This is a genomic window from Streptomyces sp. NRRL S-646 (genome assembly GCF_000720765.1).
In the GTDB taxonomy this organism is placed as follows: Bacteria; Actinomycetota; Actinomycetes; order Streptomycetales; family Streptomycetaceae; genus Streptomyces.
The window spans coordinates 198,915-221,597 of record NZ_JODC01000009.1 but is presented as its reverse complement, the minus strand read 5'-3'; the positions used below and the strand labels follow the sequence as shown (position 1 = coordinate 221,597).

The 22,683-nt window shown below is 70.9% G+C and carries 21 protein-coding genes; 6 read left to right on the top strand and 15 right to left on the bottom strand.

The window, feature by feature from the left end; translation table 11 throughout:
- Positions 1–90: 90 nt before the first annotated feature.
- Positions 91–291, top strand: coding sequence for a hypothetical protein (locus IH68_RS0124390; RefSeq protein ID WP_030938749.1), 201 nt, complete (start codon positions 91–93; stop codon positions 289–291).
- A gap of 437 nt (positions 292–728) precedes the next feature.
- Here the strand turns inward: IH68_RS0124390 and IH68_RS0124385 are convergent, their stop codons facing one another.
- From IH68_RS0124385 to IH68_RS0124345, 9 genes are all read right to left on the bottom strand, one after another.
- Positions 729–1,547 carry an HAD family hydrolase gene (locus tag IH68_RS0124385; protein ID WP_030938748.1) on the bottom strand — a complete coding sequence of 273 codons (819 nt, stop codon included), beginning with the start codon at positions 1,545–1,547 and terminating at the stop codon, positions 729–731.
- Positions 1,544–2,821, bottom strand: coding sequence for a serine--tRNA ligase (gene serS / locus IH68_RS0124380; protein ID WP_037885108.1), 1,278 nt, complete (start codon positions 2,819–2,821; stop codon positions 1,544–1,546). The genes IH68_RS0124385 and serS overlap by 4 nt, the downstream gene beginning before the upstream one ends.
- A 544-nt stretch (positions 2,822–3,365) precedes the next feature.
- Complete coding sequence (gene pheA / locus IH68_RS0124375) at positions 3,366–4,298, bottom strand: prephenate dehydratase (protein WP_030938742.1); 933 nt, start codon at positions 4,296–4,298, stop codon at positions 3,366–3,368.
- Between the two features lie 95 nt (positions 4,299–4,393).
- A complete protein-coding gene (gene efeB, locus IH68_RS0124370) occupies positions 4,394–5,704 on the bottom strand; it encodes an iron uptake transporter deferrochelatase/peroxidase subunit (protein WP_030938739.1) in 1,311 nt (436 codons plus the stop codon).
- 8 nt (positions 5,705–5,712) lie between these two features.
- Entirely contained in the window at positions 5,713–7,812 is a 2,100-nt protein-coding gene (locus IH68_RS0124365; protein ID WP_030938736.1) for a copper resistance protein CopC, read from the bottom strand.
- Between the two features lie 12 nt (positions 7,813–7,824).
- Positions 7,825–8,274: a copper chaperone PCu(A)C gene (locus IH68_RS0124360; RefSeq protein WP_030938734.1), complete on the bottom strand. Its 450-nt coding sequence runs from the start codon at positions 8,272–8,274 to the stop codon at positions 7,825–7,827.
- Entirely contained in the window at positions 8,271–8,924 is a 654-nt protein-coding gene (locus IH68_RS0124355; protein WP_030938732.1) for an SCO family protein, read from the bottom strand. The genes IH68_RS0124360 and IH68_RS0124355 overlap by 4 nt, the downstream gene beginning before the upstream one ends.
- An 81-nt stretch (positions 8,925–9,005) precedes the next feature.
- Positions 9,006–9,740 (bottom strand): YcnI family protein, encoded by a 735-nt coding sequence (locus IH68_RS0124350; RefSeq protein WP_030938730.1) that lies wholly within the window; start codon positions 9,738–9,740, stop codon positions 9,006–9,008.
- Positions 9,741–9,885: 145 nt separating this feature from the next.
- Complete coding sequence (locus tag IH68_RS0124345) at positions 9,886–10,719, bottom strand: hypothetical protein (protein WP_030938728.1); 834 nt, start codon at positions 10,717–10,719, stop codon at positions 9,886–9,888.
- Between the two features lie 223 nt (positions 10,720–10,942).
- On the opposite strand from IH68_RS0124345, the gene IH68_RS0124340 reads away from it, so the two are divergent.
- From IH68_RS0124340 to IH68_RS0124330, 3 genes are all read left to right on the top strand, one after another.
- The gene (locus IH68_RS0124340) at positions 10,943–11,389 is read left to right on the top strand and encodes an ATP-binding protein (RefSeq protein WP_030938726.1); all 447 of its coding nucleotides are present in this window, start codon (positions 10,943–10,945) and stop codon (positions 11,387–11,389) included.
- A gap of 85 nt (positions 11,390–11,474) precedes the next feature.
- Positions 11,475–12,416, top strand: coding sequence for an intradiol ring-cleavage dioxygenase (locus IH68_RS0124335; protein ID WP_030938724.1), 942 nt, complete (start codon positions 11,475–11,477; stop codon positions 12,414–12,416).
- A gap of 9 nt (positions 12,417–12,425) precedes the next feature.
- Entirely contained in the window at positions 12,426–13,259 is an 834-nt protein-coding gene (locus IH68_RS0124330) for a triphosphoribosyl-dephospho-CoA synthase (protein ID WP_030938722.1), read from the top strand.
- A gap of 13 nt (positions 13,260–13,272) precedes the next feature.
- On the opposite strand, the gene IH68_RS0124325 is transcribed toward IH68_RS0124330, so the two are convergent.
- The 3 genes from IH68_RS0124325 to IH68_RS0124315 form a co-directional block, all read right to left on the bottom strand.
- Entirely contained in the window at positions 13,273–14,640 is a 1,368-nt protein-coding gene (locus IH68_RS0124325; protein WP_030938720.1) for a PLP-dependent aminotransferase family protein, read from the bottom strand.
- A gap of 80 nt (positions 14,641–14,720) precedes the next feature.
- Entirely contained in the window at positions 14,721–16,211 is a 1,491-nt protein-coding gene (locus IH68_RS0124320; protein ID WP_030938719.1) for an aminopeptidase P family protein, read from the bottom strand.
- 129 nt (positions 16,212–16,340) lie between these two features.
- Positions 16,341–17,852: a PP2C family protein-serine/threonine phosphatase gene (locus IH68_RS0124315; RefSeq protein WP_078912585.1), complete on the bottom strand. Its 1,512-nt coding sequence runs from the start codon at positions 17,850–17,852 to the stop codon at positions 16,341–16,343.
- A gap of 496 nt (positions 17,853–18,348) precedes the next feature.
- Here IH68_RS0124315 and IH68_RS0124310 point away from each other — a divergent pair, with 496 nt between their 5' ends.
- Positions 18,349–19,014 (top strand): bifunctional DNA primase/polymerase, encoded by a 666-nt coding sequence (locus tag IH68_RS0124310; protein WP_030938717.1) that lies wholly within the window; start codon positions 18,349–18,351, stop codon positions 19,012–19,014.
- Positions 19,015–19,123: 109 nt separating this feature from the next.
- The gene (locus IH68_RS0124305; RefSeq protein WP_030938716.1) at positions 19,124–19,663 is read left to right on the top strand and encodes a hypothetical protein; all 540 of its coding nucleotides are present in this window, start codon (positions 19,124–19,126) and stop codon (positions 19,661–19,663) included.
- Between the two features lie 244 nt (positions 19,664–19,907).
- Here IH68_RS0124305 and IH68_RS0124300 read toward each other — a convergent pair whose 3' ends face one another.
- The 3 genes from IH68_RS0124300 to IH68_RS0124290 all read right to left on the bottom strand — a co-directional run bounded on the left by IH68_RS0124300 (position 19,908) and on the right by IH68_RS0124290 (position 22,622).
- Positions 19,908–20,873, bottom strand: a complete 966-nt coding sequence (locus IH68_RS0124300) for a DUF5926 family protein (RefSeq protein ID WP_030938715.1) — start codon at positions 20,871–20,873, stop codon at positions 19,908–19,910.
- Between the two features lie 91 nt (positions 20,874–20,964).
- Complete coding sequence (locus IH68_RS0124295; RefSeq protein ID WP_037885107.1) at positions 20,965–21,525, bottom strand: ATP-binding protein; 561 nt, start codon at positions 21,523–21,525, stop codon at positions 20,965–20,967.
- Between the two features lie 269 nt (positions 21,526–21,794).
- Positions 21,795–22,622 (bottom strand): glycerophosphodiester phosphodiesterase, encoded by an 828-nt coding sequence (locus IH68_RS0124290; RefSeq protein WP_030938712.1) that lies wholly within the window; start codon positions 22,620–22,622, stop codon positions 21,795–21,797.
- Positions 22,623–22,683 lie beyond the last annotated feature (61 nt).

Sequence of the window (22,683 nt, the reverse complement as noted above, 5' to 3'; positions counted from 1 at the left end):
TGACGGGGACTTCACCTCTGTCCGGTCAGACTGGGCAAATGGGGATGTACGACTGAGGCACCCGGGGATGCACGACTGAGAGGAACGGGAATGGCAGACGACTGGGACGAACTGGTCCTGGACGAGGACTTCATACGGGGCGCCGAGACCTCCGAGCCGTCTGCCCGTGCCCGCATGCTCGCCGCACGCTGGCGCAACGAGGAGCCCGAGCCGCAGCCCTGGCGCTCCGAAGAGCCGCCTGCGGGCTGGTTCTTCAGCAAGGCGCGCCGACGCAGGTGGCGGCGGCACTGATCCCCGTAGGGCCGTAGCCCCGGTCGTTTTATTCAGTGGCGTCCAACTCGTCCGACAGGCACAGTGGTTGTGTCCACGCCGCCGGACGCCCGATCTGTCGGGTGCTGCTCCGGCGCCACGTTCTGGGAGAGGAGCCGGGCGATGTCCATGCACGACAGTACGTCCAGCTCCCGACAGGGCAGCCCGCGGCGGGTTCCGGTGTAGTTACCCCACCGTCGAACCCGCTCCGCACGGGGAGCTGCCCGGGGCGGCCGCTTCGAGCACGCGATGTCGCTCTCGCGTGGGCCGCCCACCCACGTCGCCCCCGCCGCAAGGGGGCACCCTCCGCTGGGGTGGCCGGGTCGGCCGCGCAACTCGGCGCCGCGAGGTGCCGCTGCGCCCACCCGTGCCGCCCCAGCGGCACGACTGCCCGCAGCCACGGACGTCGGACGTCGCTGCTACGGCAGCAATTGCTCCAGCACCACCGCGATCCCGTCCTCCTCGTTGGAGGACGTCACCTCGTCCGCCACTGCCTTCAGCTCCTCGTGGGCGTTGGCCATCGCCACGCCCCGCGCCGCCCAGGCGAACATCGGGATGTCGTTGGGCATGTCGCCGAAGGCGATCGTTTCCGCCGCCTTGATGCCCAGACGGCGGGCCGCCAGCGACAGGCCCGTGGCCTTGGACAGACCCAGCGGCAGCAGCTCCACGATGCCCTCGCCCGCCATCGCGACCGTGACGAAGCCGCCCGCGGCCTCGCGCGCAGCCTCGGCGAGCTCGTCGTCGGACAGCTCCGGGTGCTGTATGTAGATCTTGTTCAGCGGGGCCGACCAGAGGTCGGACGCGTCCGTGAACGGCGTCACGGGAAGCTCGCCGGTGAGCGCGTACCCCGGCCCCACCAGCACGTCGCCGTCCAGGCCGTCACGGCTCGCCGCCAGGTGCAGCGGGCCGACCTCCGCCTCGATCTTGGCCAGGGCCACGCCTGCCAGCTGCCGGTCCAGGGTCACCGACGTCAGCAGACGGTGCTCCCCGGCGTCGTACACCTGCGCGCCCTGGCCGCAGACCGCGAGGCCCTCGTAGCCGAGGTCGTCGAGGATGTGCCGGGTCCAGGGGACCGCGCGGCCGGTGACGACGATGTGAGCGGCGCCCGCCCCGGTGGCCGAGGCGAGCGCGTCACGGGTGCGCTGCGAGACCGACTCGTCGGAGCGCAGGAGCGTTCCGTCGAGGTCGGTCGCGATGAGTCTGTACGGGAATTCCCGGGTCGCGGACGCCTCGCTCACTTGGCGACCGGCTCCAGGACCTCCCGGCCGCCCAGGAACGGACGCAGCACCGGCGGTACGTACACCGAGCCGTCGGCCTGCTGGTGGTTCTCCAGGATCGCCACGATCGTGCGCGGCACGGCGCACAGCGTGCCGTTGAGCGTCGCGAGCGGCTTGACCTGCTTGCCGTCACGGACGCGGATCGACAGGCGGCGGGACTGGAACTCGGTGCAGTCCGAGGTCGAGGTCAGCTCGCGGTACTTGCCCTGCGTCGGGATCCACGCCTCGCAGTCGAACTTGCGGGCCGCCGAGGAGCCCAGGTCGGCCGAGGCGACGTCGATGACGCGGAACGGCAGCTCCAGCGAGGTCAGCCACTCCTTCTCCCACTGCAGCAGTCGCTGGTGCTCGGCCTCCGAGTCCTCCGGGGCGACGTACGAGAACATCTCGACCTTGTCGAACTGGTGGACGCGGAAGATGCCCCGGGTGTCCTTGCCGTGCGAGCCGGCCTCACGGCGGAAGCAGGGCGAGAAGCCCGCGTAACGCAGGGGCAGACGGTCGGCGTCGAGGATCTCGTCCATGTGGTACGCAGCGAGGGGGACCTCGGAGGTGCCGACCAGGTAGAGGTCGTCCTTGTCGAGGTGGTAGACGTCCTGGGCCGCCTGGCCGAGGAAGCCCGTGCCCGCCATCGACTGGGGGCGGACCAGGGCGGGCGTCAGCATCGGCGTGAAGCCGGCCGCGGTGGCCTGGGCGATCGCCGCATTGACGAGCGCGAGTTCGAGCAGGGCGCCGACACCCGTCAGGAAGTAGAAGCGCGAGCCGGAGACCTTCGCGCCGCGCTCCACGTCGATCGCGCCGAGGAGCGTGCCGAGCTCCAGGTGGTCCTTGGGCTCGAAGCCCTCGGCGCCGAAGTCGCGGATCGTGCCGTGCGTCTCGAGGGTGACGAAGTCCTCCTCGCCGCCGACGGGCACGTCGGGGTGGACGAGGTTGCCGAGCTGCTGGAGCAGCTCCTGCGTCTCGGTGTCGGCGGCGTCACGCTCGGCGTCGGCGGCCTTGACGTCGGCGGCGAGCTGGCTCGCCTTCTTCAGCAGCTCCGCCTTCTCGTCCGCGGAGGCCTTGGGGATGAGCTTGCCGAGCTGCTTCTGCTCGGCACGCAGCTCGTCGAAGCGGACGCCGGACGACCTGCGCCGCTCGTCGGCAGACAGGAGAGCGTCGACGAGCGCGACGTCCTCTCCACGGGCGCGCTGGGACGCGCGCACACGGTCGGGGTCCTCACGGAGCAGGCGAAGGTCAATCACGCGGTCAAGGCTACCGGTGCCGGGATACGGCCCACGACTCACCATTCCCAACAGGCGTCCATTGCGGCTTACGTTCCGTTATGAGCGAATTGCCCACAGTGTCAACAAAAGGCGTCTCACTCCCTGGAACGGGGCAGGGGGTTGGCGCCCGGTTGACCCGATTCCCTTGCGGGGAGCGGGACTTGGGGTTTGGTTGTCCACAGCGATCCACCCCCTCCCAAGGAGTTATCCACAGGCTGTGCGAAGGGTCTGTGGATTTCGGAATTGATCACTCGGAAACCGGTGGGTTACGCCGAGGAATCCTGCCCCAGACCCTGATTTACCACCACTTTCGAGTGGAAAGGGGTCGCTCCAAAGGATTGCCTAAAGGAAACAGGTGGACGAACGGTGACATGCGCGCTGGTGGACGCGAGAGTGGTCTGCAGGCGGATTTGTCGACAGAGTCATGGTTCCGTGTCGACTTGTCCCCAGGTCGAGAAGCAAGCCTGTGGATAACTTCTGTGGACAACGAAAATCTGCAGGTAGGACCGGACGGACAGACGGGCTAGAAGCGGCCGTCCTGGCAGCGCGCGACCCAGTCCGAGGCTGCGAGGAACTCCTCGTCCGACGTCCCCTGCCGCGGTGTGCGCACGTCCTCGACGCCGATGTCCGCACGCGGGTACGAGCCGAGGAAGCGCACTTCCAGGCAGATCCGCTTGAGTCCCATCAGGGTCTCGGCCACCCGGCGGTCGGAGATGTGGCCCTCGGCGTCGATGCAGAAGCAGTAGTTGCCGATGCCGGCACCGGTGGGCCGGGACTGCAGCAGCATCAGGTTGATACCGCGGGTGGCGAACTCGCCCAGCAGGTCGCGCAGGCCGCCGGGGTGGTCGTCGCGCTGCCACAGCACCACGGACGTCTTGTCCGCGCCGGTGGGGGCGGCGGGCCGGGCGGGCCGGCCGACCAGCACGAACCGGGTCTGCGCGTTCTCGGCGTCGTGGATCCCGGTCTCCAGGGCCTCCAGGCCGTACCGGGCGGCCGCGAACTCGCCCGCGAAGGCGGCGTCGTACTGGCCCTCCTGGACCAGGCGGGCGGCGTCCGCGTTCGAGGCGGCGGACTCCCAGTGGGCGTCCGGGAGGTTGTTCTTGAGCCAGTTGCGCACCTGCGGCTGGGCGGCCGGGTGGGCGGAGACCGTCTTGACGTCGGAGAGCTTCGTACCCGGCCTGACCAGCAGCGCGAAGGTGATCGACAGCAGCACCTCGCGGTAGATCATCAGGGGGGCGCCCGCGACCAGCTCGTCGAGGGTGGTGGTGATGCCGCCCTCGACGGAGTTCTCGATCGGCACGAAGGCGGCCTCGGCCTCGCCTGCGCGGACCGCGTCCAGCGCGGACTGCACCGACACGTAGGGGATCAGCTGCCGGGTGGCCGCTTCGGGAAGGGTGCGCAGGGCGACTTCGGTGAAGGTGCCCTCGGGGCCGAGATACGCGTAGCTCGCTGGCATGACCTCACCCTAATGGGCCTTACGCAAACGCGGCTCACGCGTCTCACAGGAGCCTCACCGGAGCCGCTCGCGCAGGCTCCTGAGGCGCGGGACCCTCACTCCTCCAGCAGCCGCTGCCCCACGTACTCGCCCTGTGCCGCCCCGCCCGGTACCGCGAACAGGCCGCTCGCCTCGTGGCGGATGTACTTCGACAGGGCGTCGCCGCGATCCAGCTTGCGCTGGATGGTGACGAAGCCGCGCAGCGGGTCGGCCTGCCAGCAGACGAAGAGGAGACCGGCGTCGGGGACACCGTCCGCGTCGAACCCGTCGTGGTACGAGAACGGGCGGCGCAGGATGGCCGCTCCGCCGTTCTGGTCGGGGCGGGAGATACGGGCGTGGGCGTTGCCGGGAACGACGTAGTTGCCCTGCGCGTCCGTCTTCTCCAGGTCCATCGCGGTCGTCTCGGTGCCCCCGGACAGGGGGGCTCCGTCGGACTTTCGGCGCCCGATGACGTTCTCCTGGGCCTTGAGGGAGAGCTTCTCCCAGTCGTCGAGGAGCATGCGGATGCGGCGTACGACGGCGTAGGAGCCGTTCGCCATCCAGGCGGGATCGTTGGAGCCCGAGGACGGCACGAAGATCCGTTTGTCGAAGTCGGACTCGGTCGGCTTGGGGTTGCGGGTGCCGTCCAGCTGGCCCATGAGGTTGCGGGCCGTCATGGGGTGGGCGGTGGCGCCCGGAGTGCGGTTGAAGCCGTTCATCTGCCAGCGGATACGGGCCGCGCTGCCCGCGTCCTTCTGGATCGCACGCAGGGCGTGGAAGGCGACCAGGGCGTCGTTGGCGCCGATCTGGACCCACAGGTCGCCGTTGCTGCGTGCCTTGTCGAGGTGGTCGGAGGAGAAGTCGGGCAGGGGGTCGAGAGAGACGGGCCGCTGCTTCTCCAGGCCGGTGCGGGAGAAGAAGCTGTGGCCGAAGCCGAAGGTGAGGGTGAGCGAGGACGGGCCGGCGTCGCGGGCCACGTCCGTGTCGTCGTGTGCTGCCGCCTCGCCCGCCATCAGCCGCTCGGCCGTCGCCGACCAGCGGCGCAGCAGTGCGGCAGCCTCCTTGCGGCCCGCGCCTGCGGTCAGATCGAAGGCGACGAGGTGGCCGCGGGCCTGGAGGCCTTCGGTGATGCCGGGCTGGTGTTTCACGTGAAACATCACCCGGTTGGAGCCGATTGAGCTGAGCGGGGTGGCTTCGGAGGGTGCGGCGGCGTAGCCCACGGCTCCGCCGGCCGCGCCGAGCACGAACCCGGTGGCACCGGCGGTGCCGAGCAGCTTCCGTCGCGAAATGCCGTCTCTGGAGGGCGCTTTTTCGGAGACGCCCGCCTCTGGAGCCGCGTCTGGAGCTGCGTCAGGAGTGTGGGCCTCCCGAATGGACTTGTCAGCCATGGTGCGATTCAGCCGATCTGCGCGTTCTTGGAGACGGTCACCTGGTCGATGTCGGAGGTGCGCACGGTCACGGCGACCTTCCAGTCGCCGGCCATGGGGATCTGCACCCCGTTCGTCGCCCAGTGTCCGGTGGTGATGTGGTCGGGGTTGACGGGCAGCGGCCCGATCTTCTTGGTCTCCAGGGTGAAGGCGACCTTCACCTCGGGGACGTCGAAGGCGCGCCCGTTGGGCCGCTGAACGTAGACGTGCATGTCGTTGCCGCCCACGCGCGCGGGGTCGAGGTCCACGGACACGACCCCCTTGCCGTCGGTGCCGCCCGTGTCGAACGGCATGGTCAGGGTCAGCGCGCCGGACGACGAGTCCGCCGTCGAGGAGGAGGGCGAGGACGACGAGGTGGCCGCCTTGGCCTCCTGTTCCGTGCGTCCGGGCTCGGTCTGCGTGAGCACGGTGGTGACGGCGAGCAGGACGACGGCGACGCCCGCCTCGGCGAGGACGGAGCGCCGTAGGCCGAATCGGTCGGGGTCGGCGTCGCGCTGCCGCTTCTGCCGTGCGGTGGCCATGGCGGCTTTCTGGCGGGCGAGTTGGGCGGCGCGTTCGGAGTCGGCGGGGGCTTCGGATTCACCGGAGGCCCGAGCCTCGTCGGCGGTCTTGGACTCGTCCCGCTCCTCGGATGCCTCCGAGTCGGTGGTGGACGCGGTGCCACTGTCGGCCGTGGAGCCGCGAGCGGCCCTCGCTCCTCCGCCGGCAGCGGAGCCGGCGGACGCCGTTGCCGTCTTCGCCGAGCCTGCTCCCGCCCGGGCAGCCGCCGGCTCCCTCGTATCCCGGGCGTCGCCCTTTGACGTGTCCTGCTCCACTGCTTCGCGGTGGGGCTGCTCGACGGCGGTGTCCGCCAGCCGTGCCGTCCACCGCCGGGAGATCCACGCGATGCCGACGAGCAGCGCGACGAGCCCGATCTTGACGAGCAGCAGCTGTCCGTACGCCGTGTCGGTGAACGCGGACCAGGAGCCGAGCTGGCGCCAGGACTGGTAGATGCCGGTCGCGACGAGCGCGAGGACGCTGCCGAAGGCGACTCGGGAGAAGCGGCGTACTGCCGGGGCCTCGATCGGGGTGTCCGAGCGGTACAGCGCCACGAGGAGCGCGCACAGGCCGCCGAGCCAGCCGGCCACGGCCAGCAGATGCACGACGTCGACGGGCATCGCGATGCCCGGCTGGAGCCCGGTGGAGGCGTGCTCGGCCATGGCCCAGCTCGCCGCGAGCCCGGCGGCCACCACGGATCCGCCGATCGCGAGTCCGAACGTCAGGTCGCGCTTCTCCTCGGCCTCACGCTTGTCATAGGCGCCGAAGAGCACCGCGATGAACAGCGCCGCCGCGGCGAGCAGCAGCAGCCGCGAGATCAGTGCCGCGCCCGACTTGGTCTGCAGCACCTGCCCGAGCAGGCTCAGGTCGAAGATGTCGCCGACCTTGCCGGAGCTGGTGTAGGAGCCGCGCAGGAGCAGCAGCAGGAGGGTGGCCGAGGTGAGCGCGAGCCACCCGGAGACCACGAGCCGCTGCAGCGCCCGTACGCCGGAGCCGCGCCGCCAGCAGGCGAGCACGAAGGCGGCGCCGCCGACCATCACGATGAAGCCGGCGTACGACACATACCGGCCGAATCCGTACAGCCAGCCGACGATCCCGCCGCCCACCGTCCGGTCGGAGACCGAGACGCTGGTGGTGGAGGGGGCGCCGATGGAGAAGGTGAAGGCACCGGCGACGGGGTGGCTGTCCGCGGACACGACCTGCCAGGACACCGTGTAGGTGCCGTCGGACAGCCCGCTGTGCAGCGGCACTGCGTACGACGTGCCGCTCACGTTGGACGGTTTGCCGGTGTCGACACGCTTGCCCTTGGGGTCGAGGACGCGGAGCGAGTCGTCGGATGTGGCGACCTTCTCGGAGAAGGTGAGCGTGACCTGGCTGGGTGCCTTGTCGACCACCACCCCCTGCGTGGGGTCGCTGCCGGTCAGCGCGGCGTGCGCGGAGGCCGGCCCGGCACCGGCGATGAGCACGCCGAACACGGCCAGGAACAGCAGCGCCAGGGTCCGCATACGGCGGGGGGCGATGGTCCGGGTCACGGTGGTCCTCCCTCAGTGGCCGGTCGCGGGGTTGTACGTGGCCGACTTGACCGGCATCTCAACCTTGATCGGGCCGGACTTCGCGAAGTGCAGTTCGAGGGTCACTTTCTCGCCCTGCTTCGGCTTGCGCTTCAGGTTCTCGAACATCAGGTGATTGCCGCCGCTCTTGAACACGAGTTGACCGTGTGCGGGGACATCCAGGGACTTGACCTCCTCCATGGACTGCCCGACCGTCTCGTGGACGGTCACGCTGCCCGCGGCGTCGCTGGTGACGGAGGTCAGTTCGTCCTTGGTGCCGCCCTTGTTGGCGATGGTGAGGAAGCCCGCAGCCATGTCGGACACGGGCTGGGGCATGTAGGAGGAGCTGACGGACAGGTCGGCCTTCGCGTCGTCGGAGCCCGAGCAGCCCGCGAGGGCGAGGGCGCCGGTTATCACCACGGCCGTGGGAGCCAGCCGCCTCACGGGTTCTCTCCCTTGATGAGCTTGGGGAGGTCCTTGGTGTAGTCGTCGACGGTGGTGTCCTCGCCGTAGAGGACGTAGCCGCCGTCGGTCTTCGGCGAGAACGCGATGACCTGGGTGCCGTGCACCGAGACCGTCTTGCCCGTCTTCTTGTCCTTGTGGGTCGGCTCGATGGAGATGCCGAGGGTGCGGGCGCCGGCCTGGATGGTGGCGAAGTCGCCGCTCAGACCCACGAACTGGGGGTCGATGCCCCTGAGCCACTTGCCGAGCTCGGCCGGGGTGTCGCGCTGGGGGTCGGTGGTGACGAACACGACCCGCAGCTTGTCCTGCTCGGCCTTGGGCAGCTGCTTCTTGGCGACCGCGAGGTTGTTCATGGTCAGCGGGCAGATGTCGGGGCAGTGGGTGTAGCCGAAGTAGATCAGCGTCGGCCGGCCCGCGGTCTCCTTGCGGAAGTCGTACTTCTTGCCCTGGGTGTCGGTGAGGACGAGGTCCGGCTTCTCGAACGGCTTGTCGAGAACGGTCGCGGGCTTCTGCGCCGTGTCCTCGGAGACCACGGCGACGGGCGAGTTGCTGTCGTCACCGCTGCCGCAGGCGGAGAGGGTCAGGGTGGCGGCGGCGAGCAGCGCGGCCGCGGCGAACGTCTTCTTGCGCATAGAAAAATGTCCCAGATGTGAGAGCTCCGGTGTGCACCGGGGGTCGTACGACCCCCGGTGCACAACACGGAAGAACGGGCCTCAGGCGTCGCTGCGACGACGTCCGGCGAGCACGCCGTACGCCACGCCCAGCGCGCCGACGACGATGCCCACGACAGCCAGCACGCGCGCCGTGGTGTCGCTGCTGTCGGCGGCGGAGGTGTCGGCGGCGGTGTTCTCGGTGGTCTTGGAGTCGTCGGAGGCGTCCTCGGCCTTCGAGCCGTGGGCGTGGCCGTCCTCGGAGGCGGCGGACAGGGGGAGCACGGGGGCCGGGTTCTCGGGCTCCTCCGCGCCGTCCTTCTGCACCTCGATCCAGCGCACGACTTCCTTGTCGGAGTACGTCTGGAGGGCCTTGAAGGTCAGTTCGTCGGCGTCCTCGGGCAGGGCGCCGACGGAGACCGGGAACTTCTCGAAGTAGCCGGGTTCGATGCCCTTGCCGTCGGCGGTCCAGGTGATCTTGGAGACGGCCTCGCTGATCTTCTTGCCGTGCACCTCGAGCGGCTTGGCGAGCTTGGACTTGGTGACCTCGATCTTCCAGCCGTCCATCGGCTCCGGCAGGGCGGAGGCCAGCGGGTGGTCGGTCGGGAAGGTCACCTCGAGCTTGGTGGTCGAGGTGTCGTCGCGCTCGTTGGGGACCTTGAAGTCGACGACCGCGTAACCGCCCTTGGCGGCCGTGCCCTCGGGCTGCACGCTGACGTGTGCGAACGCGGGCGCGGACAGGACGACGACGGCAGAGGCGGCGAGGGCGCCGGTGGCGGCGAGACGGGATGCCTTCATGAACGGATGCACTCCACTTCGGGTTTCGAGTGAGTTCCGGTGGTCGGAGGAACGCGTGCGCATGGATGTCGCACATGCGGGCACGCGCGTGTGCCGCACGACGGCGGCCCCGATCCCACGGCTGTGGAGTGGCGGTCGCGTCGCGTCAGGCGGCGAGGACGAGGGCCGCGGCCGGCGGGCCGCGCCTGATCACCGTGTGCTGGAGTGCGGTGGTACGGGGCTTCGGCGGCGCGAGCAGCGCGGTGCGCGGCAGTTGCGGGCCCGCCGCGGGCGTGGCCGGGAGCCCGGCACGCAGGGCGCGCACCAGCGCGAGCGCCGCGCGCAGGGAACGTACGAATGCGCCGTCGGCCATGGTGTGGGCCGAGAGTTCCATGAGCCGTAGCAGGGCCAGGTCACCGCGGCGCAGCAGCCAGCCGGCGGCGATCGCCGCGAGGACATGCCCGAGCAGCATCGGCAGGGACGGCAGCAGCGAAGCCGGGGAGGCGGCGCCCGACAGGGCGTCCGCCGGATGGTGCATGGAGCTCATGTCCATGCGCATGGCGGTGTCCGGGGAGATTCGGGCGTCGGCGAGGAGCCTGCGGGCCTGGGCGGGGCTGATCGCCGCGGCCGTCGTCCCGCACACGAGCCGCGCCGCCCGCTCCACCAGCGAGGCGTCGGAGGCCGACGTCATGGAGGACATCGACATCGCGCCCGAGGAAGCCGTCTGCTGCCCCAGCCCGAACAGCGTGTGCAGCACGGTCTGTCCGGCCGCGAGCAGTGCCGCGATCCCGGTCAGGGAGCGCACGCGCCCGGCGAGCGGTGCCGCGACCAGGACGGCCCCCAGGAACCCCGCGCCCAGCGTCCACAGCGGAACCGTGGCGCAGGAGGCGAGGGTGTGACCGCCCGCGGCCAGCACGACGCAGACCGCGGCGAACACCGCGGCCCGCAGTATCCGGAGATCGTTTCCGGAGCGCGCCGTGCGCTGGTGGGGGGCAGTCATGGCGGGCTCATCATCGCACTGGTCCCACAGCCGCCATGCGGCAGGTCCGCAACGTTCCGTACCGACCGGAAGATCACTCTCTGGTGCGACAGGCCCGCACATACACCGATTCTGTTTGGGACGCATCGCCCATATGGGCGGCATCACGTCAACTCCGTGCTTACGGACGGGTGCGCGCGGCAATAAGAAACGGTATGTCGAGCCGCGGCCGGGAGGCTGGAGCATGAGCATCTGGTGGTCACTCCACTTGCGGCGTGAAGCTGCGAGCGTTCCGCTCGCCCGACGGCTGCTGCTCGGCACGATGGAGACGGCGGGCGTCGACCCCGACGTCTCCTACGACCTCTCCGTCGCCCTCAGCGAGGCCTGCGCGAACGCCGTCGAGCACGGCGGGGACACGGTGCACGGTGCCTCCTCGGAGGCGTACCGGGTCACCGCCTACCTCGACGGCGAGAAGTGCCGTATCGAAGTCACCGACTCCGGCCCGGGGTTCGCCTTCTCCGCGACTCCACGCCCCGCTCGCCCCGACGCCGAGCACGGCCGGGGTCTCGGGCTGATCCGGGAGCTCGCCGACCACGTCCACATCGGCCAGAAGCCGGGGCGTGCGGGCACGGTGGTGAGCTTCGACAAGATCCTCAAGTGGCGGGACGACGCACCTCTGATGGCGGTGTGAGGGTCCTTCAGCTTCCTCAGCATTCACAGCTGGTTCTTATCGGCGCCCCGCGTCCCTGAGGGGCGCCGTCCCTAGGTTCGCCGCCATGACGGGAAACCACCGAGACACTTCGATCACCCGGCGCCGTGCCATCGCGGTCACCGGCGGCACGGTCGTGGCCGGCGGCCTCGCCGTCGCCGGTTACCGGTCGGCGTTCGCCGACACGACCACCGACGCCGAGGCGAGCGCCACCGCGTCCGCCACTTCGACCAGCAGCGGGTGCATGACGCTGATGACCGGCGTCACCGAGGGCCCCTACTACCTCGACGGCGCGCTGGTCCGAAAGGACATCACCGAGGGCAAGGCGGGCGTCCCGCTGACCCTGCGGCTGACCGTCGTCGACGTCACCGACGGCTGCACCCCGGTCTCCGGCGCGGCCGTGGAGATCTGGCACTGCGACGCCTGGGGCTACTACTCCGGCTACACCACCGCCAATCCCGGCGGTTCGGCCCCCGCGGAGAGCGAGGAGGGCGACTCCGCGAACGACAGCACCTACCTGCGCGGCTACCAGATCGCGAACGCCAACGGGGTCGTCAAGTTCGAGACGATCTTCCCCGGCTGGTACACCCCGCGCACCTGCCACATCCATGTGAAGGTGCACACGGGCGGCGAGAAGGAGGACGGCACCTACGAGGGCGGCAAGGTCAACCACACCGGCCAGCTCTTGTTCGACGACGCCGTCGCCGAGGAGATCTTCACCCTCGACCCGTACTCCGGGCACACCGGCAGCTACACCGTTCTCGCCGACGACATGGTGTACGACGGCGGCGGCGCCTCCAGCGGTCTGCTGACCCTCGAGGCCGTGCACAAGAAGGACCCGTCCAAGGGCTACAAGGGCTTCCTCACCCTCGGCATCGACCCGGACGCCGAGAACACCGGCGCGGGCAGCGGCGGCGGTGGCACCCCGCCGAGCGGCGCCCCGACGGGCACCCCGCCGAGCGGCGCCCCGACCGACACGGCCAGTCCCTCGGCGTCGGCCTCTTCCTGAGGTACGGCGATGAGCAGCCGCGAGGACGAGACGCTGGCGCAGGCCGCCGTGACCGCGCTGACCGGGCAGCTGGCACTGGCTCCCAAGCCGGGCCTGCCCGATCCGCGCGACCTGGGCGCCCTTGCCCTGGGCCGGGACCACGGTTCCCTGCGCTGGTCGGCCAAGGCGCTCGCCCCGGGCCTCGCGGCGATGGCTGCCGCCGCCCGCCGTATCGGTGAGCCCACCCCGCAGCTGCGCGCGGAGCTGGGCGCGATCGGCCGCTCCACCGAGCACTCGGTGCGCCTCGCAGGCGGCGGTCACCGAGGGGCCCTGTGGGCTCTGGGCTTCCTCGTCGCGGCGGCCGCGACCGACCGCCGGGCCGGTGCACGGGACGTGGCCGCGGCGGCGAAACGGATCGCCGCCTTCAACGACAAGGGCGCCCCGCGGCGTCCCTCCCGCGGGTCGTCGATCTCCGCGAAGTACGGGGCCGCGGGCGCCCGCGGCGAGGCACGCGCCGGATTCCCGCACGTCCGGCGGGCGTTGGACACGCTCGCCGCGGCCCGCTCGGCGGGCGCCACGGAGGCACAGGCTCGGCTGGACGCCCTGCTCACCGTGATGTCCACCCTCCAGGACACGGAACTGCTGTACACGGCGGGCCCGTTGGGGCTGCGGCATGTGCAGGCCGGCGCCCGGCGGGTCCTGGACGCGGGCGGTACGGCGACGGCGGCGGGCCACGAAGCCCTGTCCGCCCTCGACGCCGACCTGCACGCGCGCGCGTGGAGCCCACGGGGGAGTGCGGGTCTCCTCGCAGGTGCGCTGTTCCTGGACTCGCTGCCGGTCGGCACGCGCGCACGGCCCATATGACCCGGAGGCTCCCTCAGGCCCCCTCCAGCACCTTCACCAAAGCCTCCAGCGCCTCCGGATACGCCCGCTCCCGAGGCGTCCCGTACCCGACGACCAGCCCCTGCGGCTGCCCCTCGCCGGGCGTGTGCCAGTGGTCGCCCAGGTGTCCGACGGCGAGGCCCTCCGCCTCGGCCCGCTTCAGCGCCGCTTCCTCGTCGGCGACCTCCACGAGGGCGTGCAGCCCGGCGGCGATCCCACGCACGTCGTGCTTTCCGCCGAGCCGGTCCAGGAGCTGGTCCCTGCGTCTGCGGTATCTGAGCCGGCACGCGCGCACGTGCCGGTCGTAGGCATGGCTGTCGATGAGTTCGGCGAGCGCCAACTGGCCGATGGACTCGGTGTGGTGGTCGCTGTGCAGCTTGGCGTCGGCGACCGCGTCGACCAGGTGCGGCGGCAGCACCATCCAGCCGAGCCGCAGGGCGGGCCCGAGCGTCTTCGAGGCGGTGCCCAGGTAGACGACCCGGCTCGGCGCCATCCCCTGGAGCGCGCCCACGGGCTGCCGGTCGTAGCGGAACTCCCCGTCGTAGTCGTCCTCGACGATCAGCCCGCCACGCGCGCGTGCCCAGTCCGTGAGCGCCCGCCGCCGCTCGGGGTGCAGCGTCACACCGGTCGGGTACTGGTGGGCGGGCGTGAGGACCACAGCCTTGAGGTCCCCCAACTCCTGTGCGCACACGCCCCGTTCGTCGACCCGCACCGGCACCACACGTCCCCCGTTGCGCCGTACGACCTCCCGGTGGAACGGCAGCCCCGGGTCCTCCATGGCGATCTCGGCACCGTCCAGCACGCGCGTGAGCAGCGCCAGCCCCTGCACATACCCGGAGGTGATCACGATCCGCTCGGGCGGGGCGATGACACCCCGGGCCCGTCCCAGATAGCCCGACAGCGCGGTCCGCAGCTCGATACGGCCGCGCGGGTCCCCGTAGTCGTACGCCAGCAGGGGCGCCGTCGCGATGGCCCGCCGCAGCGCCCGCAGCCAGGCCGCCGCCGGAAACGCCCCGACGTCCGGACTGCCGGGCCGCAGATCAAAACGCGGGGTACGCGCGCGTGCGGCCGCCTCCGGCGCGTCGGCGTCCAGGGAGGGCAACGAGGCGACCTGGGTACCGGACCCCTGCCGGGCCGTCAGATACCCCTCGGCGACCAACTGGTCGTAGGCGGCCTTGGCGGTCCCCCGCGAGACGCCGAGTTCGGTGGCGAGCCGTCGGGTGGCGGGCAGCCGCGTCCCGGGCGCGAGCCGACCGTCCCGCACGGCGTCCCTGAGCGCTCGCTCGAGCCCGACCCGCCGCCCGTCCCCGACGTCGGGCTCCAGATGCAGGTCGACTCCGACGCCGGACCAGAAGTCGTCCACGACGACGCTCCCCCCAGGTTGGTGATTCCAGGCACGTCAATGGCCGGGCACCTCCCTGGTACCCGGCCATCCGTCTCGTATCAGCTGTTGAGCGAGGACATCCAGGCCTCGACCTCGTCGGACCGGCGCGGCAGCCCGTCCGACAGGTTTCGGTTGCCTTCGGCCGTCACCAGGATGTCGTCCTCGATCCGGACCCCGATCCCCCGGTACTCCTCCGGCACCGTCAGGTCGTCGGCCTGGAAGTACAGACCGGGCTCGACCGTGAGCACCATCCCGGGCTCCAGCGTCCCGTCGACGTACGACTCCACGCGCGCGGCGGCGCAGTCGTGCACGTCCATGCCGAGCATGTGCCCGGTGCCGTGCAGCGTCCACCGCCGCTGCAGCCCGAGCTCCAGCACCCGCTCCACGGGCCCCTCGACGAGGCCCCACTCGACGAGCCGCTCGGTGAGCACCCGCTGCGCGGCGTCGTGGAAGTCGCGGTACTTGCCGCCCGGCTTCACCGCCGCGATACCGGCCTCCTGGGCGTCGTACACGGCGTCGTAGATCTTCTTCTGGATCTCGGTGAAGCGCCCGTTGATCGGGAGGGTGCGCGTGACGTCGGCCGTGTAGTACGTGTGCGTCTCGACGCCGGCGTCCAGGAGCAGCAGGTCGCCCGAGCGCACCGGCCCGTCGTTGCGCACCCAGTGCAGCGTGCAGGCGTGCGGGCCGGCGGCGGCGATCGTGCCGTAGCCGACGTCGTTGCCCTCCACGCGCGCGCGGAGGAAGAACGTGCCCTCGATGTACCGCTCGGAGGTCGCCTCCGCCTTGTCCAGAACGCGTACGACGTCCTCGAAGCCGCGGACCGTCGAGTCGACGGCCTTCTGCAGCTCGCCGATCTCGAACTCGTCCTTGACCAGCCGCGCCTCGGAGAGGAAGACCCTCAGCTCCTCGTCGCGCTCGGCGGTGACCTTGTCGGTGAGCGCGGCCTCGATCCCGGCGTCGTACCCGCGCACGACCCGCACCGGACCGGTGGCCTCACGCAGCGCGTCCGGCAGTTCACGCACGTCGGAGGCGGGGATGCCGTAGAGCGTCTGCGCCTCGGTGAGGGAGTGCCGGCGGCCGACCCACAGCTCGCCCTGGCCGGAGAGCCAGAACTCGCCGTTCTCGCGGTCGGAGCGCGGCAGGAGGTAGATCGTCTCCTGGTGACCGTCCGCGGTCGGCTCCAGGACCAGCACGCCGTCCTCGGTCTGGTTGCCGGTGAGGTAGGCGTACTCGACGGACGCGCGGAACGCGTACTCCGTGTCGTTCGAGCGGGTCTTCAGGTTGCCCGCCGGGATCACCAGACGCTCGCCCGGGAAACGCGCCGACAGCGCGGAGCGCCGCGCGGCGGTCTCGGCGGCCTGGGCGATCGGCTCCAGGTCGCGCAGCTCCGTGTCGGCCCAGCCGGACTTCATGTTCTCGGCCAGCTCGTCGGACACGCCCGGGTACAGGCCGTTCTTGCGCTGCTTGATCGGCTCTTCGCTCTCTTCCGGGCCCGCTGCGTCAGCAGCAAAATCAGATACTGCCGGGGTGAGCTCGTCGGCCACGGTCATCCTCCTCGATACGGCACTGGACCCCCTCCATCGTACGGTCGTACGGAAGGGGGCCCAGGGCCGGAAGACCTGTTACCAGGGTCGCTCGGTCAACTGCTATGCCCGCGAGCGCGCACCTGTTATGACCGGCTACTCGAAGCGAGCCGCCAGCAGCACCACGTCCTCATCGCTGTCCGCCGCGTCCAGCCCGTCCGGCAGGACCGTCCGCAGCACATGGTCGGCGATCGCGTCCGGGTCGTGCCGCAGCGCCCTGGGCACACCGGCCGCAGCCGCGTGCAGCCGGGCGAAGGCGCGGTCGGTGGGGTCGCCGGTGCGGTGCAGCAGACCGTCGGTGTAGAGCAGCACCGTCTCGCCGCGCTCGGCCTGGAACTCCATGCTCGGCGCCTCCCAGCAGGCGAGCATGCCGAGCGGCGCGGACACGGACGTCTCCACGAACTCGGTGCGCCGCTCGCCGATCAGCAGCGGCGGGCTGTGCCCGGCACCGGCGAGGGTGATCTTGCGCAGGGAGGGCTCGCAGTAGGCGAACAGGGCGGTCGCGGAGCGGGCCGGCTCGGTGAGACGGAGCAGCAGCTCCAGGTCGGACAGGACCGCCACCGGGTCCTCGCCCTCCATCACGGCGTACGCGCGCAGGGAGGCCCGCAGCCGCCCCATCGCGGCGACCGCGCTCGGCCCGGAACCGGTGACCGAGCCGACCGCGAGACCCAGCGCGGCGTCCGGCAGCGGCAGCGCGTCGAACCAGTCGCCGCCGCCACGCGGGCCGGTGCGGTGGCGGGCGGCGAGCTGGACGCCGGCCACGCGGGGGAGCCGGGACGGCAGCAGCTCCTCGGCCATCGTCGTCATGCACGCGCGTGTGCGTTCCACTTCCACCAGCCGGGCCAGGTGCTCGCCGGCGTAACGGGCGTAGAGCCCGGCGAGGTGGCGCTGCCGCTCGACCGGTTCGGCGGGCTCGTCGTAGAGCCACACGGCGGCGCCGAGCCGGCCCGAGCGCTCGCCGGCCAGGGGGAGGGCGTAGCAGGCGGCATAGCCGAGACGGGCGGCCACCTCGCGATGCCGGGGGTCGAGCCCGTCCTCGGCGAAGAGGTCCGGCTGGGCGATCTCACCGTCCCCGCCCGGCAGCCCCTCGAGGATGCGGCCGTACGACATGGCACTGCGCGGCACCGTCTCGATGTGCCCGAGGTCGGCGCGGGCGAGGCCGAGGCCGATGGTGGTGTCCGGTCCGAGGCCGTCGACCGGTTCCAGGACGACAAGACCGCGCCGGGCGCCCACGAGGGCGGCTCCGGCGCGCAGCAGTTCCGTCAGGGCGTCCGCCAGCGAGTCCGTGCGGTTCAGGCGTTCCGTGAGTTCATGAAGTGTCGTGAGGTCCGAGACCCAGCCGGCCAGTCGGTCGGTGAGCAGCGCCCCAGGGGGGTTCGGCGGAGGGACCGGTGAGGTACCCGAGGCTGCGGGCGCGGGCGCGACAGTGTGTGCGGGCGACGGAACCGTTGAATCGATTCCGGCCACTTTCGAAGGGTGAGGGGCGTTCATGGCGTCCGGCTTCCCGACCGGTGCGTATTGCTCAAAAGCATCGCAAACCCCCATGTCATTCTGCGCCGCTAGCAGTGTCTCCACATGTACACGCACTCGTAAGGGGATGTCCAGCATTGTCCTGCTGGGATTCCTGGTGTCCGTGGGTACTCAGTGATCCCCTTGCCTAAAAGCAAATTTGGCTTAAAACTGACTCGGGTAACGGCGTATTGCGGTCGACTGGGCTTGCTCGACGGAGCGTCACAGCGGTCGTGATGGGTACGTACTCGGAGAAGGCCAGGGGTGGTGGACCGCCACCCGGAACCTGGTGACCGACTCCGGGCGTCTTAGCCACCGACGACCGAGCCCCATCCTCCCGTGGCGGAGGCGAAGAGAAATACGCGGGACAGCAAAACGCCAGACTTCGCCACCCCCACGCCACGCCCATGCTTTTGATGGATGCAGCATGGACGAGGCCGCCGCGGACGCAGTCAACGTTCGGCCCATAGGGGTTCCCCTTGCCCAGGGCAGGGGTGTGATGCGCCAACAGGTACGCACAGTGAAGTGATCGACACATGGTGTGATGTGGCCCCCACGGTGTTGCCAGCGGTGCAACGGAAAGGAACGAGCGCTCATGCGCGAGATCCTCGGAAGGCGACGCAGGCTCCTGTCCAAGCGCAGCGACGGAAGGCCTGAGTTGATCAGCGCGGCCCTGACCTTCGCGACGGAATGGCAGTGGCCCGTGCTCCCGGGTGTGGCGGCAGACCCGCAGGCGCGTTCCCGCTGCGGCTGCCCCGACGCGGAGTGCACGGTCCCCGGCGCGCATCCCTTCGACCCCGGCCTCCTCGCGGCCACCACCGACGCCCGGATGGTGCGCTGGTGGTGGAGCAACCGGCCGGCCGCACCCGTCATCCTGGCCACCGGCGGCAACGCCCCCTGTGCGGTGAGCATGCCGGCCCTCGCGGCCTCGCACGCCCTCACCGCACTCGACCGCATGGGCATGCGCCTCGGCCCGGTCGTCGCCTCGCCGAGCCGCTGGGCGATCCTCGTGAAGCCGTACACCATGGAGCAGCTGGGCGAGCTGCTCTACGCCAAGGACTTCGTCCCCGGCTCCCTCCGCTTCCACGGCGAGGGCGGCTATGTGGCCCTGCCCCCGTCCGAGACCGGCGAGGGCGAGATCCGCTGGGAGCGCGCACCCCTGCCCGGCTCCGCCTCCCCCTGGGTCCCCGACGTCGAGGCCGTGGTGGACGCCGCGGTCGAGGCCCTCACTCGTACGGGTGTGAGCGCGCCCGAGTTGTAGGGGTGTCCGGCGCGCGCGGGACAGCACGCGCGCGTGGGCTCGTTATCTTCCGCACATGCTGCATCATTCTGGGGGAAATCCCCCAGACCCCCGAATCCGTCTGCTCGCCATGGCGGGCGTAGTGGCGTGCGCGGTCGCGCTGCCGCTGGCCGTGGCATCCGCTGGACCGGCGGGCGACGGCGGGCGCACCGTCGTGCGCGCCCCCGCACGCGAATCCGTACGCGCCTCCCCGCGCCCCCAGGATGCCAAGGCACCCTCCGCCACCCCCGACCGCTCTCCCCTGCTGCTCGATCTCGGCCTGGCCACCGCCATGCGCTGCGGGCCCGAACTCACCTCCCCGGAAGGCGTCGAGGCACAGACCTGTGTGCTCACGCAGGGCAAGGACACCTGGGCGCGCACCTACTACCGCAATGTGACCGGCAAGGCCCTGGATTCCGCCCTGAGTCTCATGGGGCCCGGTGGCCGCACCGTGCAGCTGAGCTGCGCCGTGGGCGCGGAGGACGAGCCGGGGATGTGCGAGACACCCCGGCAGCACACCCGGGGGGCGCTGGACGGTTACACGGCGGTCGCGGAGTTCGCGGGGCAGGCCGGGCGCGGTCCGCTGCTGCTGCGCTCCGGGAGCAACTCCGGGACCTCGACCGGTAGTTGACGGGCGAACGTATTCCGTAAGGGAAACGCGCGCATGAAAAGACCCGGTTGCTGGCGACGGGGGATGCACCAGCAACCGGGCTACTCGAACGGTAACAAGAGATCCGCGGTTCGCAAATTCGATCCGGGCTTTCCAGTCACGTATTTGCTTGTTTTCAGCGGGACTTGTGAGCGGAGTCACCGATTCCGAAAGACCGGGTTCCGCTGACCGGTCGGTCAGCCGAACCCGATCTCGTCACTCTTCGTCAGCTGAGCGTGACCTGCCGGTTGGTGAGGCCGCCGCGTGCCCGGCGCTCGTCGGCCGTCAGCGGCGCATCCGAAGCGAGGGCCGCCGCGAGGCGCTCGGCGAACTCGGCCGCCGGCTTCTCGATGTCGTCCGCGCCGACCCCGCTCGGCAGGTCCCAGACCGGGACGGTGAGCCCGTGAGCGCGGAAGGAACCCACGAGACGGGTGCCTTCACCGAGGTTCGACCGGCCCGCCGCGTGCAGCCGCGCGAGGGCGTCCAGAAGCTGCTCCTCCGGGTGCGGCATGACCCAGCGCAGGTGGTTCTTGTCCGGCGTCTCGCACCAGTACGCGGCGTCCACCCCGGTGAGCTTGGCGGTCGGGATGGCCGCGGCGTTGGCCCGCTCCAGGGAGGCGGCCACCTCCGGCGTGGCGTTCTCGGAGTCCGGGACCCAGAACTCGAAGCCGCTGTGCACAACTGGCTCGAACACGCCTTCGGGATCGAGCAGATCCTGCAGCCGCGGACCGTCGGCCGGGGCGCGCCGGCCCTCGACCGGCGTGCCGGGCTGCGCGGTCAGCGCGCGCTGGAGGGTGTCGGCGAGGTCGCGGCTGATGTCGCCGGACGCCGTGTCGTTCTGCAGACCCAGCAGCACCGAGCCGTCGTCGCGGCGCAGGGCCGGCCAGGCCATCGGCAGCACCGTCGCCAGCGTGAGGGACGGGACGCCCTCGGGCAGGCCGCCCTTCAGGGGCAGCTCCACCGTGGCCGCCGGCACCAGCTCACGCAGCGCCACCCAGTCGCACTCGCCCGGAAGTCCCTCGAAGGGACGGTGCACCAGCTCGGTCACGGCGTGCGCGGCGGCCCGCCCGTGACAGGCCTTGTAGCGGCGGCCACTGCCACACGGACAGGGCTCCCGGGCGCCGACGACCGGGACCTCTCCGTCCGTGATCTGCGGGCGCTTGGCCTTCGTCTGGGGTCGCTTCTTGGCCATCGTGGGTGTCTCCCGGTTACGGCTCGTCTGGTACGGCGGGAGCCTAGCCGTTCACGCCGTGAGCCACGGGGACCTGTGGACAGCCAGATGTTCAGTCCAGGTCGTCGAACGCATCCGCGAAGTCCAGGCCCGGCATCGCCGGAATCCTCGACACCGTCGGTGCGGTGACGCGCGTAGCGAAGTCGTCGCGACACAGCCCGGCGTCCGGATCGTGGACGTCCTCGTGGACGACGACCCACACGGTGACCTCGCCCCGGGCGTCGTCCCGTACACCCCAGTCGTCGGCCAGCGCGGTGATGATGTTCAGCCCGCGGCCGCCGTGCGCGGTGACCGAGGGCGTGGCCGGAGCCGGGCGGGTGGGTCCGCCGCCGTCCGTCACCTCCACGGTGAGCCGGCCGCTCAGGTCCACGCGCCATGCGGCCCGCACGTCGCCGTCCCCGGCCAGGGCGTCGCCCAGCGGTCGGCCGTGTTTGCACGCGTTGCTCAAGAGTTCGGAAAGAATGAGTACGGCATCGTCGATCACGGCGTCCGACACGCCGCCCGAGCGCAACTGCTCGCGCATGCGGTGTCGCGCCTCCCCCACGCCCGCAGGGCCATGGGGTACGGCCATGCTCGACGACGTGGGCACCTCCTGTGCCACCACCAACGCCACCCCCGAGACCTCCTTTGCCCCACGCCACGGTGTGGATGCCCCATTGGCCTGTACCGGAAACCGGCCAATCCACGTTCAGTGACGCATTCGCAACGATCAAATACGGAGCGAATGCGCCGGGGCACTCCCTGTAGCCGTGTGGCCGGATTTCGACTGTGGCCGAGTCTGGAGAATGGTGCCCGAGTGGCGGGTGGGTCAAGGGTTCTTCACAGGTCTTTACCAGTGACAAACAGTGACGACACGGAGTGACGAACGGTGAGGAGCGTCGCTCAGCGGCCGAGCTGGCGCAGAACCGCGCGCGGGCGGTTGGTGATGATGGCGTCGATGCCCAGGTCGACGCAGAGATCCACGTCCTCGGGCTCGTTCACCGTCCACACGTGCACCTGGTGGCCGGCCGCCTTCAGACGCTCGATGTATGCGGGGTGGTTGCGCACGATCCGGATCGAGGGGCCCGCGATCCGGACGCCCGCCGGCAGCCGTCCGTCGCGCAGCCGGGGCGAGACGAACTGCAGCAGATAGACCGTCGGCAGCGTCGGCGAGGCGGCACGCACGCGATGCAGCGAGCGCGCCGAGAAGCTCATCACGCGCACGGGCGACTCGGCGGCCGAGGCCGGGGCGTCAAGACCGAACCGCTTCAGCAGCACCAGCAGCCGCTCCTCCACCTGCCCCGCCCACCGCGTCGGGTGCTTGGTCTCGATCGCCAGCTCCACCCGCCGCCCCGCGTCGGCGACCAGCTCCAGCAGCCGCTCCAGGGTCAGTACGGAGGTGTCCTCCCGGTCCTCGGGCCGGAACTCCCAGTCGGGCTCCTCGTCGCGCGTGCGCCACAGCTCCCGCGTCTTGCGCGAGCCGAAGTCCAGGGCGGCCAGGTCGGCGAGCTCCAGCGCCGAGACCGCGCCCCGCCCGTTGGACGTACGGTTGACGCGACGGTCGTGGACGCAGACGAGATGGCCGTCCGCCGTCAGGCGCACATCGCACTCGAGGGCGTCCGCACCGTCCTCGATCGCTTTCTTGTATGCGGCCAGGGTGTGCTCCGGGGCCTCTTCGGAGGCTCCGCGGTGGGCGACGACTTGAATCCGGTGCCGGCGTGCGTGGGTCACCGCGTCATGGTGCCACCGCAGGGGGGTAGTCGTGCGATCGGAGGAGCATAGATTGCGCCCC